Consider the following 12,601-nt stretch of genomic DNA (forward strand, 5'->3'; position numbering starts at 1 on the left):
TTTCTTTTTCCATCTGAAGGAGCCTGAAAATGTCATTCCGGGACAAACTCAATGCCGTCGCCGTGGAGCCCCTGGCGCAGCGACCGCTTCACGCCGTCAATGATGCGAATCAGGGCCAGGTTGCCAGCGAGGCCTACAAGGCATTGAAGGGCCGGATGCACCTCAAGCTGCTCGACAAGTTTGACCTGGCGGCGCTGGAAAGTTTGTCCCCCGCCCTGCTGCGCCAGGAAATTGCCACCATGGTGGAACGTCTGCTGCTGGAGGAACAGGCCGCCATCAACGACATTGAGCGACGCACGCTGATCCGCGATATCCAGCATGAAATGCTCGGCTTCGGGCCGCTTGAACTGTTGATGGCCGACCCCACGGTGTCAGACATTCTGGTGAACTCCTACCAGCAGATTTATGTGGAACGCAAGGGCAAGCTGGAGCTGACCAACGTCACCTTTACCGATGAAAAGCATCTGCTGCGCATCATTGACAAGATCGTGTCGCTCGTTGGCCGGCGCATTGATGAGTCCAGCCCGATGGTGGATGCCAGGCTGCCGGATGGCTCGCGCGTCAATGCGGTGATTCCGCCCGTGGCGCTTGACGGGCCCATGATGTCGATCCGCCGGTTTGCGCATATTCCCCTGCGAATGGAAAACTTGGTGACGGAACTCAAGAGCTTGACGCCAGAGATGGCCTTCATGCTGGAAGGCCTGTGCAAAGCCAAAGTCAACATGATCATTTCTGGCGGAACGGGTGCCGGCAAAACAACCTTGCTCAACATTCTGTCGGGCTACATCCCCGAATCAGAGCGCATCGTCACCATCGAAGATGCGGCCGAGCTACAGATGCAGCAGCCGCATGTGGTGCGCATGGAAACCCGGCCCGTCAATATTGAAGGCAAGGGTGAAATTACCCAACGCGCCCTGGTGCGCAACGCACTCCGGATGCGGCCTGACCGTATCGTGATTGGCGAGGTTCGCGGCGCTGAAGCGGTTGACATGCTGCAGGCCATGAATACCGGCCATGAAGGGTCGCTCACCACCATTCATGCCAACACGCCGCGCGATGCCTTGTCGCGGCTTGAAAACATGATCGGCATGGCCAATCTCAACTTGCCGCACAAGGCCGCCCGGCAGCAGATTGCCTCGGCTATTACAGTGGTGATCCAGGGGCTTCGGCTGATTGACGGAAAACGCAAGATCACCAGCATTCAGGAGATCACCGGCATGGAAGGCGAGGTCATCACCATGCAGGAAATCTTCACTTTCAGGCAAACCGGCATTGGCCCCGATGGCGAGGTGCAAGGCCATTTCCAGGCGACGGGCGTGCGGCCCAAATTCACCGAACGCCTGCGCTCGTTTGGGGTGGTGTTGCCTGATGCCATGTTCGACCCTTCGAAACATTACGAATAAAAGGAGAGCGACCATGCTGCAAACCTTGGGCGGCAACGCCTTCCTGCTGATATCGGTGCTTGTTTTCGTGGCGGTGCTGCTGCTGCTCGAAGGGGCTTACCTGCTCTGGAAGTCGTACAAGGGACCCGAGGCCAAGAAAATTGAAAAGCGCCTGCAAGCACTTTCGGCATCCTCGGATCACACCCAACAGGCGCAACTGCTGAAACGGGGAATGCTCAGTGACGTGCCCCTCATCGAGCGCTTCCTGCTGGGCATGGCCCGAGCGGAAGGACTGGGCAGGTTCATCTTCCAGGCAGGGCTCAGCTGGACGGTATCAAGGCTTCTACTGACCTGCGCGGCACTGGGCGCCATCAGCTTCATGCTGATGGTTTATGTCGCGCACCAGTCACTCTTGCTGGGCGCGGTGGTGGCAGCCATCTTTGCAGGCGCCCCCTTGTTGTATGTCAGCCATAAAAGAGCCCGCCGCTTGGACAAGCTCGAAAAGCAATTGCCTGATGCACTCGACCTGATCACCCGCGCCTTGCGCTCCGGGCATGCTTTTTCATCGGCTCTACAAATGGTGGGCGATGAAATGGCGGAACCCATCGCCGGGGAATTCCGGGTCGTTCATGATGAAGTTAATTTTGGCGTCTCGCTGCAGCAGTCGCTGACGAACCTGAGCGTGCGCGTCCCCCTGACCGATCTGCGTTATTTCACCGTGTCGGTATTGATACAACGCGACTCGGGCGGCAATCTGACCGAAGTACTCAGTAATTTGAGCCGCTTGATTCGCGAGCGGCTCAAACTACTTTCAAAGGTAAGGGTTTTGTCCTCGGAAGGACGCTTATCGGCCTGGATTTTGGGAATCATGCCTTTTGCATTGGCAGGCGTGATGTATCTTGTAAACCCTGATTTCATGGCGCCCTTATGGAATGATCCGATCGGCATTTCAATTATAAAGTACATGCTCGGCCTGATGGTTTTTGGTACTTTTATTCTAAGAAAAATAATCAAAATCCACGTCTAGAGGAGACAGCACATGTCATTACTTCCTTTCCTTATCTTTTTCTCTGTCACGTTCAGCTTGATCGGGCTCTATCTCTGGCTGGCGCCAACGAAGACAGAGCAACGTCTGCAAGCCATGGCAGGGCCGACTGAAAAATCCCGCTGGACAGAAACCTTTGTCAAAGTGGCCGGCCCTCTGGCCAAGCTGTCCTTACCAGCCGGCGACTGGGAAAAATCGCCACTACGGATCAAGTTTTTAAATGCAGGAATTCGGCATGAAGATGCGTATTTGATTTATTTTGGCTGCAAAACTTTACTGCCAGTTATCTTTGCAGCCCTGGCGTTTCTGGCGCTTAGAAGCATGGACGGCACAACGTTTCTGTTCTACCTGATGCTGTCAACCCTGCTGGGTTGCTATTTACCCAATATTTTTCTACATTTTAAAATCAAGTCACGTCAACAGGAAATTTTCGAAAACTTTCCTGATGCGGCTGATCTGATGCTGGTTTGCGTAGAAGCCGGTCTGGGCTTGGATGCGGGCCTGACCAAGGTTGCGGAAGAAATCCAGATTAAAAGTGTTGCCCTGGCCGAAGAGCTGCATCTGACCAATCTGGAAATGAGGGCCGGCGGCACCCGGGAAAAATCCTTGCAAAATCTCGCACTTCGCACCGGTATTGAGGAAATCAGCATTTTCGCCGTCATGCTAATGCAGGCAGACAAGTTTGGAACCAGCATTGGCGAGTCTCTGCGGGTATTTTCCGATGATCTGCGCCACAAGCGGCAGGTACGCGCTGAGGAACTGGCCGCCAAGGTGCCGACAAAAATGTTGTTCCCCCTGGTGGTTTGTATTTTCCCGTCCATCATCATGGTCATCATGGGGCCGGCAGCTATTCAGGTCATTCGAACCATAGGTCCCATGCTGGGCGGTCAGGGATAAGCGCGGATGAGGCCCTGTCCACATCGTCGGGCAGCTTTAAGAAGTTTTCTGGCCACCTGAACGGCCCATGGTCCTATGGTTACCCAGTTACAAAAGTCCTGCTTATTGAAGTAGTTAAGGCCCAGTATGTTCTAAAAGAAAAAGTACGTTTATCCAATGTATCACATACGTCACCTCAGCTATATTTTAGGCACGGTCATAATTATATTATATTAGTGACGAAAGATATGAAAAATCACTATAAATAATCTTTCTCAAATAGATGCTCAAATAACCACTTCGTCATTCATCCTGAATTTCACAGTACCAATCAAGATTTACAATTAATTATTTAAATCTCAAATAAATCAATCACACTATAGTCAAAAAGTACAAGAAAGTTAAAATTCCTCATGACTTTAGTTAAATATCTTGATTTAAAAAAACTAATCTTTATCTCATTATTCATGGGATTCATTTTTATTCTACCGCTAACAGATCCTGATTATTTCTGGCATCTTAAGGCGGGCGAATACATATTTACAAAGCACACATTACCAATCGGCGATATATTTTCCTTCAGCCGCTTTGGCCAACCTTGGGTGTTGCACGAATGGTTATTTGAACTCGTGTTATATGGCATGTACGCATTGCTGGGTCCCTTGGGTGTAAAGCTGCTTACCGCAACTCTTGCGACTTCCTCGCTCGGAATTACCTATGCGATCTTGAGACGAGCTAGAGTGTCACCGATACTTGCGTTTCTGATGCTACTTTTCGCCTTTATACCATTCGGAGGTGGAATTTCACCAAGGCCGCAGTTGGTCACTTATGTTTTTTTTGCCATATTTCTTTATGTGCTGCTGAGCTACAAGTATTTTAACACGACGAAATATTTGTTCACGCTACCCCTTCTCATGGTGGTCTGGGTTAATTCCCATGGTGGCTATGTAACCGGCATTGTGCTTCTCGGTTTATTTATTATTTGCGAATTGCCAATCTACTGGGTTTCCAGCGATCGCGACAATGAAAGAAAAAAGCAACTACTTCGATTGACTTATTCGTTAATAGCAATCATCTTAGCAAGCCTTATCAACCCGGATTTTATAAACCATTGGCTATACCCTTTCCAGGTCCTAGGCATGGAGGCAAATCGCCAGATATCAGAATGGCAAAGTCCAAATTTTCATAATTTTGACATGAAAATATATTTAATGCTTGTTTTCACATTATTTATTTCCTACATATACGCAGAGGTTAAGCCAGATTTGACAGAAATCTTTGTTCCAGGGTTTTTAATTGTCGGTGGATTTATATCAATTCGACATATCCCATTAGCCACTTTAGCCATAATCTCTTTTATTGCGATTTCGCTATCACGATGGCCTGTAGCTGGAATTTCCTCTCTTTGGCATCGATCAAGAGTGGCATCTTTTTACAAAAAACGGGTTGGTGGCAGCAAAGAGTTGGGTCAGCTGGAATACTTATTGAATTGGATAGTGCTCTTAATAGTCGCTTTTAGTTTGTTTATAGCCTATCCCATCTACCATGCCAGCGATGAGGTAAAAATCAACGAAACTCTACCAGTAAACGCCGCGAATTTCGTGGTCCTAAATGGAATTACTGGCAATATGTTTAACAGTTACACCCATGGTGGCTATCTTATTTATCGCCTTGCACCAGACAGAAAGGTTTTCATTGACGGACGCGCTGATGTGTATGGAGATAAATTTATCAAAGACTTTAGCGATATCTATCAAGGCAATGCTATGTGGAAAGATAAATTCGACAAACTTTCCATTGACTATGTCATCTGTGACATAAATGCACCGATCCGGCAGTTACTACTGGCGGAACAAAGCTTCAAAGAGGTATACATTGACAAGTTTCACTCTGTTTTATTGCGCAACACCTCAGAACAAAAAATGCTATTGGCCAGACTTGGAAAGTAAAACTTATATCTCAAGTGGATGAAACTGAAGGAATAATCATGGTTTGTGATACCGATTTGGTGGCGCTGCAGGAAACTTTGTATACATCGAGTAACGTGACACGACGCTGGCTACACTGCACTCGACGCAACTGGATATTTCAGTCATTGCGCCGTTATGCCCTACCGACACATACTCGTGCTTTAGAAGTTGGTCCCGGTTCCGGAGTTTATCTTCCAGTACTGGCGAAGTTGTTTGCAGAGGTTTTTGCCACTGATATTGAAGTAGCTTTTTTAAAGCATTCCACGCCCCTCTTGAAAAGTCACCAAAATATTCATCTTGTGGTAGATGATATAACTGCATCCGCATTACCCCCGCAAAGTTTCGACTTAATTCTATGCACTGAGGTTATAGAGCACATTGAAAATTCATTTGAAGCAATACTGGGAATGAAGCGTTTGCTTAAACCAGGCGGCATACTGATTCTATCAACACCTCAACGGTACAGCCCTCTCGAACTTGCTGCAAAAATCGCATTTCTTCCAGGTGTAATAAATATCGTACGCCGTATTTACGGTGAGCCAATATTAGAGACAGGCCATATAAATCTAATGACTTCCCGCGAAGTGGAGCACCAACTTAATAGCGCTGGCTTTCTTGTTTCCGAACGCCACAAATCAGGTATTTATTTACCATTAATTGCAGAGTTTTCCGGCGAATCAGGATTGAAATTAGAAAAATGGCTAGAAAAGAAGTTGCGTGGAAAATTAGGTGATGGATTATTATGGACCCAATATTACATTGCTCATACGGTAAATCACTAATTAACATGTCGCCTCCAACTATCATGTCGCGGCTTTTCCGCTTCGTGCTGGTCGGCGTTATGGGTACCATAATTTATTACACTGCACTATGGTCGCTTGTCGAAATTACTCGTGTACCAGTAACTATATCTAGTTGTATCGCATTTCTTCTCGTCGCTGCTGAAAATTATCTGCTGCATTACTTATGGACATTTCGTAGCAAAAAACCCCATAACAAAACCTTTCCTCGATTTCTACTCATGAATGCGATGGGGTTTTTGCTAAATGGGTCAGTCATGATCATAGGTGTCGCACATTATAAATTCAATTATTTATGGGTACAAGCCGTAGCTATTGCCGTGGTGGTATTGTGGAACTTCTTTCTCGGTAGCTATTGGGTTTTTCGTTGCAATCGGGGTTCTATGATTGCTTCGTCACTTGGAGAATAAGATGCTTCTTAATGAAATGACAAAATCTGGCCACCAATCCTCGTTTGGCATGAGTACGCTTTCTGTTGTCGTCCCGGTTTATAACGAACAGGAAGTTCTACCGGAATTCCATCGACGTTTATCGGCAGTGGTCGAGTCACTAGACATGTCTACTCAAGTTATTTACGTCAACGATGGCAGCACCGACAGCACTCTGGAAGTTATCAATGTTCTCCGTACCCACTATAATTGGGTAACGCTAGTGGATTTAAGTCGCAACTTCGGCAAAGAGATTGCACTTACTGCCGGCCTTGACCATGCCCATGGCGAAGCTGTGATTGTGATTGATGCTGATCTGCAAGATCCACCAGAACTTATCCCCGAACTTATTCATCAGTGGCGAGCAGGCTATGACGTGGTGTATGCCAAGCGTACCACCCGCCATGGTGAAGGCATGATCAAGAAAGCCACAGCATTCATGTTTTACCGATTGATCCAAAAAGTGAGCCATGTAAAAATACCAGAAGACACTGGAGATTACCGCTTACTCAGTCGGCGCGCTGTTGAAGCACTCAGCCAGTTGCGCGAACAACACCGTTTCATGAAAGGCCTGTTTGCTTGGATAGGTTACCCGCAAAAGGCTGTTTCGTACCAACGTGCGCCCCGTTTTGCAGGTGCTACCAAATGGAATTATTGGAAATTGTGGAATTTGGCTCTGGAAGGAATCACGTCATTTACCATTGGCCCTCTTAAGATCGCTACATATCTCGGCTTGATCAGTGCATTAGGTGCACTGCTATATGGCACCTACATGATTTTGCGTACCCTAATTTACGGAAACCCGGTACCTGGGTATCCATCCCTGCTAATTTTTATATTACTTATTGGCGGCATTCAACTGTTTAGTATTGGTATACTCGGTGAATATCTTGGACGCATATTCGATGAAAGCAAAAAACGTCCACTATATTTTTTAAATACCTGTCGGATGGCGCCTGGCTCATCCCGTCCCAAATTGGCAGCATGTGACAGAAGCGTGTTACTTGATCAGATCGATAAAACTGAAACGATTTCGCCATCTTTAGAAATTTTCAGATAACCAGTCCGTGCTTATATCAACTAGTCCATGCTGAAAAACACCCAAGCCCTTGATCTGTCTGGGTGATTTACGGATTTTCGAGGGTTGAATTTGCAAGAAAATAAATGTCATTTATTTTTTGATGGGACCCAGACCGCGCACGCCACAGACCGGCGAGTTGCCTCGCCCCCGCCTGGACGAGCAAATCAAGATGAGCCACCCTTGATTCGCCTGGCCAACCTGATGAACTGGGTGGAGATCGAACGCAGCTTTGGTGCCCACTTCGTGTCAAGCCGGGGACGCCCTGCATTGAGCCCTCGCCTGGTCGCAGGCCTGCTGTATCTGCAGCATGCCAACGACGCCAGCGATGAAGCGGTGGTGGCGACCTAGCTGGAAAACCCCTACTGGCAACACTTTTGCGGTGAAATCTATCTGCAAACCGAGCTGCCCATTGTCCCCTCCAGCCTGACGCGCTGGTGAAAGCGCATCGGCGAAGAAGACGTGGAAACCTTGCTCGCCGTCACCATCGAGGCAGCCCGCGCAGCAGGCCTGATCAAAAAAAGCAGCCTGGACAAAGTCATCGTCGATACCACCGTCATGCCCAAGGCCATCGCCCATCCAACCGACAGCCGGCTGCTGGAGAAAAGCCGCCAGCACCTGGTCAGGCTGGCTGATGATCACCATCTGCAATTGCGCCACAATTACAACCGGCAGGCCCCGCGCATGGCTGCGCAGATCGGCCGCTACACGCATGCCAGGCAATTCAAACGCATGCGCAAAGCCCTCAAGGCGCTCAGGAGCCGGGTGGGCCGCGTTTACCGCGAAGTCGGTCAACTGCCAGTTTTCATTGTGGACACAATGCCTGCGACATCTCCTCGTATCAAGGTGCCTTCGCTGGCCGCTTACATTGAGCCGACCATTGGCCACATGAAAACGGCCGGCTGGCTAGATGCCCGCTCAAGGGCGCGCTCGGCGATGCGCTGCACGCCGTGCTGTCCGGCGCGGGCCACAACATCCGGCTGATGCTGAAGAAACTGCATATTTGTGCCGTTACACCGTTAAACGGAATTATTCAGCGCTGACTAACTATGAACTGACACAATAAGCACCGCACTTCGTCATGCGACTGGATTTCCGCCTTCGCGGGAATGACAGGCAGGAAGTTATTGTTGAGGAGGTGCCGTCAACGTCGCCGGACAGCTTCAAGAAACTGCCTGCGCACCTGAAATATCCATAGCCCCAGAGTTTCCCAGTTGATGCTTGGCTGCATAGACATACAACTCAAGGCGATTGCTTACGCCCAGCTTTTGGTAAATGGCTGTCAAATGATTGCGCAGGGTGTGCTCGGATATAAAAAGCCGATCGGCCAGCGCCTTGTTGTGCGCACCATTGCCTTCGGCAACGGCATGAATGATTTTTCGCTCCCGGGGGGTAAGACTCGCCAGTTTTTCGGTCTCAGGGTCCAGCTTGCTGGCCGGTTTGGGACTCATGAATTCGCTGAACACCCGCCCTAGCGTTTCGCGGTCAAGCCATATTTCGCCGTCGGCTGTTTTTTCAATGGCCTTCAGTACCTGCTCCGCTGATGCATCCTTGCGTAAAACCCCGCGAGCGCCCCGAAAAACCGCCAGATCAAGTATCGCCTGGTCACGCTCTCCGGTAAAGACCAGGACACGCGAAGCCGGATTCAACAACAAGGTGGGAAGGATGTCGAGAGCGCTTGTCCCGCCCAGGTCGAGATCCAGCAAAATAACGTCCGGGCACAGCGATCCGATTTTCTCAAGCGCCTCCTCGCTGCTTCTGGCGGTGCCGACCACTTCCATTCGTGGTTTTTCACTCTCAATCAATTTGACGAGACCCCACAGCATGGTCTGGTGATCGTCTATGAGCATGACGCGGATCGTTTTTTCTGACTGTTTCATGGGAGTACCTTTTTTATACAGGTATTTCGACATTGACGACCGTGCTGCCACCCGGTCCCTGATTGACCCGCAGCGTTCCTCCCAGCCCGGCAGCCCGTTCACTCATCGAGCGTGGCATGAAAGCTATCGGCTGAAGACCTTTATATTCATTTTCAATTTGAATCTTGAGTGACTCGTTGGAACACTGGATTTTCACAAAGCCCTTTTGCGCAAGGGTATGTTTGCAGATATTGCTCAAGCCCTCACGCACGAGCTGCAACACCTCCGTGGCTAGGCGATCGCTCAGCTTGAGTTCGCCAGCCATGGTGATGCCGATGTCAATTCCGTAGAGTTCCCTAACCTGCGCAGCCTGCTGGTTTAAAACCACCAGAAGAACAGGTTCTGTTTGTCCCGGGCCATTTTTAAAATTCACGGCAAAACGACGTAAATCATTGATTACCTTTTCGGCCATCATCGTTAGTTTATCAATATCCTCGATGAGTGGATTGTCGAAAGACGCCTTGTTTCTTACAGCCCCCAACCCCAGCTTCAAGCCGATATAGGGCTGTATGGCCGTGTCATGAAGATCCAGTGATATTTTGTGCCGTTCCTGCAATGCAGCTTCTGAAGCCATTCGGTCGAGAAGCTCAATATTTTCAATAACAGGAAAAGCCTGCACCGTGATATGGCTTAAAAATAAGGCATCGGCTTTATTGAATGACTCATTGGGTGAGAGAACATAAATACGGCCTTGTTGCCGCCTTAATGACAAAGGTGCACTGATGAAGGAACGAGCCTCCAGAAGCTCGGCCAGATTCTTGCTTGACGGCCCCTCTTGCTTTTCCCATCTATGTGCGCTGCAGTCATAAGCCAGGGATTCCTGAAATAAAGATGCCATCAAAGGCCAGAGCGGACGGGCATAAGCAATGAGATGGTCTTGAGCAACCGCCATGAGGGGCAAGGCTGCTTCTGCACTCACTGAGTCGGCACTGATTAACAATGTTGTATTGCCGTCTTTTATCGTACGCAGGGAATAAGCGCCAGACTCCTTGTCCTGCATGACCAAAATACAGCTACTGGCCTTGAAAAACTGCCGCGTTTGTTCCAGCACACTGGTGATGGTGTGATCAACCCCAAATCGTGGATTGGACAAGCGGCTGACATCACGTAGCAGCGCCAGTTGATGCATTAACCTGACTTTTGATTCACCCCAGTACACACTCATATAGCCGATAGTCAGCAGAAAGGTAGTGCGCAGCAATAATCGGGAAAAATCGCTTTGCGTTTCCAGCGCCAGGCCTAACGCGGCAAATAATATGACCGAAGCCATCGTCACTTTAGCCCCCTCTTCGAACCCCCATCGCAAAGAGGAAGTAATAATGGCAAAGAAAAAGAAGAGAAAGAAAAAGCTGTCAACACCACCGGTAAAAATAACGATCAACGCAAACCAAAGTACATCCAGCCGATGAATCAGAATGCTTTGCGAAAACGGCTTATCACGCAAAGAATAAATGTAAATAACGATGCTGTGAAAGAGGTATCCAAAAAAGACAAGCCAAGTGAAGCCGTTAAGACTGCTCAAACTTGACGGGTCAACGAAAACTGCGAGCAACACCGAAACAGCCAGAACCATGCGCATCCGGCTAACCATCTGCGCGTCTGCGGAATTCGTTGCAAACCCTGCATAAAACTCGCCTTTTCTGTCAACACTAGATATCAGCATGTGTCCTCGCCACTCAAAAATATGAGTTTAAAAAACGCCCGACTTCCTGCATCACTGGAAACCAAATTTAACACTTGGATGCAGAACAATCAATGATAGGCATTGCAAGTTACACATTTCCTCTTGAGTCTTGGTTGTTACCAGCTAGGCAAGGCAACCTTGTATGACACGCTCGCGGCCACTTGTCGTCTCTCAGACCACCTGAGGTGGTCCCAAAAACCTGAACAGTCGATAAGCGCACTCGCCCCCTGAACGGGCCAGAGAATGGCTCCCGAGACTGGAGCAAGAAATGAGCAAAAAGACCCTGACCTGCTCGGTTTAATCGAGACATTTATAACTAGAAGACGGCAGGTTGCAGGTCTTGGCGAAGTTGCTGCTTGAACTCCGCCGGGGTCAAGTATTGCAGACTGCTGTGTGGACGGAGCTCGTTGTAGTGAATGCGCCAGGATTCGATCAGAACGACGGCTTCGCGGCGTGAGCGGAACCACTCCAGCGACAAGCACTCGTCGCGAAACTTTCCGTTGAAGCTCTCGTCGGTGCCGTTCTGCCTGGGTTTGCCGGGGTCGTTCAGCACGGTGGCGATGCCGCAGCTCGATATCCACTCCAAGATGGCCTGGCTGACGAACTCCGGCCCGTTGTCCGAACGCATGAACAGTGGCGCACCGTGCAGGCTGACGAGCCGCGAAAGCACCTCGATCACCCGCGTAGAGCGAATGGCCCCAGCCACATCGATGGCCAGGCATTCCCGTGTGAACTCGTCCACGACCGTCAAGCACTTGATCTGCTGGCCGCTGGCCGTGGTGTCGAAGACGAAGTCATAGGCCCAGACCATGTTGGCTTTGAACGGCGTGTGGATGCGTGGTCGCACCGACGAGATGCGTTTGCGCGAACGCTTTCTGGGCACCAGCAGGCCCGCCTGGCGCCACAGGCGATGCGTGCGTGACCAACTCAGCTCCAAGCCCTGGCGACGTAGAAACACGCGGATACGGCGTAACCATAGCGGGGATATTGCGCCGAAAGCGCCTTCATCGCCGCGAGCACCGGGGCATCCTTGGCTGGCAGGCGCAACTGGTAGCTTGGCGTGGCACGCGACATACCGATCAGCCCGCAGGCCCGGCGCAGACTCAAGCCCCGTGCGCGCACGCAGGCCAGTTGCTCACGCCGGCCCTGCGGGCTCACCATTTTTATGCGTTGATCTCCTTGAGGATCTCGATGTCCAGCGCCGCTTCCGCCAGCAGCTTCTTGAGACGGCTGTTTTCAAGCTCCAGGGTCTTGAGCCGTTTGACATCGGCCGCCTCCATCTGTCCGAAGTGCTTGCGCCAGGCATAGATGGTGGCCTCGCTGACCTTGTGTTTCTTGGCGGCTTCGGCCACCGTGGTGCGATCCGCTTCACGCAGGATCGTGACCATTTTCTCTTCTGTGAATCGACTCTTTTTCATG

Annotated in this window: 9 protein-coding genes and 2 pseudogenes; 8 read left to right on the top strand and 3 right to left on the bottom strand. The window is 50.0% G+C overall.

The features are described 5' to 3' along the window. Positions 1–29 precede the first annotated feature (29 nt). From BM160_RS12615 to BM160_RS12650, 8 genes and pseudogenes are all read left to right on the top strand, one after another. The gene (locus BM160_RS12615) at positions 30–1,403 is read left to right on the top strand and encodes a CpaF family protein (protein WP_092005777.1); all 1,374 of its coding nucleotides are present in this window, start codon (positions 30–32) and stop codon (positions 1,401–1,403) included. Positions 1,404–1,416: 13 nt separating this feature from the next. Next, complete coding sequence (locus BM160_RS12620; RefSeq protein ID WP_092005779.1) at positions 1,417–2,409, top strand: type II secretion system F family protein; 993 nt, start codon at positions 1,417–1,419, stop codon at positions 2,407–2,409. 12 nt (positions 2,410–2,421) lie between these two features. Beyond that, positions 2,422–3,324: a type II secretion system F family protein gene (locus BM160_RS12625; RefSeq protein ID WP_092005782.1), complete on the top strand. Its 903-nt coding sequence runs from the start codon at positions 2,422–2,424 to the stop codon at positions 3,322–3,324. Positions 3,325–3,716: 392 nt separating this feature from the next. Continuing rightward, on the top strand, positions 3,717–5,252 hold the full coding sequence (locus tag BM160_RS12630; RefSeq protein ID WP_092005785.1) for a hypothetical protein: 1,536 nt from the start codon (positions 3,717–3,719) through the stop codon (positions 5,250–5,252). 14 nt (positions 5,253–5,266) lie between these two features. Next, entirely contained in the window at positions 5,267–6,055 is a 789-nt protein-coding gene (locus BM160_RS12635) for a class I SAM-dependent methyltransferase (protein WP_177219005.1), read from the top strand. A 23-nt stretch (positions 6,056–6,078) separates the two neighbouring features. Beyond that, a complete protein-coding gene (locus tag BM160_RS23160; RefSeq protein ID WP_369821784.1) occupies positions 6,079–6,483 on the top strand; it encodes a GtrA family protein in 405 nt (134 codons plus the stop codon). Between the two features lies 1 nt (position 6,484). Beyond that, entirely contained in the window at positions 6,485–7,561 is a 1,077-nt protein-coding gene (locus BM160_RS12645) for a glycosyltransferase family 2 protein (protein ID WP_255368863.1), read from the top strand. Between the two features lie 121 nt (positions 7,562–7,682). Beyond that, positions 7,683–8,622: pseudogene (locus BM160_RS12650) on the top strand (IS5 family transposase). 120 nt (positions 8,623–8,742) lie between these two features. On the opposite strand, the gene BM160_RS12655 reads toward BM160_RS12650, so the two are convergent. The 3 genes and pseudogenes from BM160_RS12655 to BM160_RS12665 all read right to left on the bottom strand — a co-directional run bounded on the left by BM160_RS12655 (position 8,743) and on the right by BM160_RS12665 (position 12,600). Further along, the gene (locus tag BM160_RS12655; RefSeq protein ID WP_092005794.1) at positions 8,743–9,459 is read right to left on the bottom strand and encodes a LuxR C-terminal-related transcriptional regulator; all 717 of its coding nucleotides are present in this window, start codon (positions 9,457–9,459) and stop codon (positions 8,743–8,745) included. Between the two features lie 13 nt (positions 9,460–9,472). Then, complete coding sequence (locus BM160_RS12660; protein ID WP_092005797.1) at positions 9,473–11,161, bottom strand: sensor histidine kinase; 1,689 nt, start codon at positions 11,159–11,161, stop codon at positions 9,473–9,475. Between the two features lie 337 nt (positions 11,162–11,498). After that, positions 11,499–12,600: pseudogene (locus BM160_RS12665) on the bottom strand (IS3 family transposase). Position 12,601 lies beyond the last annotated feature (1 nt).

Origin of the sequence: Polaromonas sp. OV174, assembly GCF_900112285.1 — a bacterium.
Classification (GTDB): domain Bacteria; phylum Pseudomonadota; class Gammaproteobacteria; order Burkholderiales; family Burkholderiaceae_C; genus Polaromonas.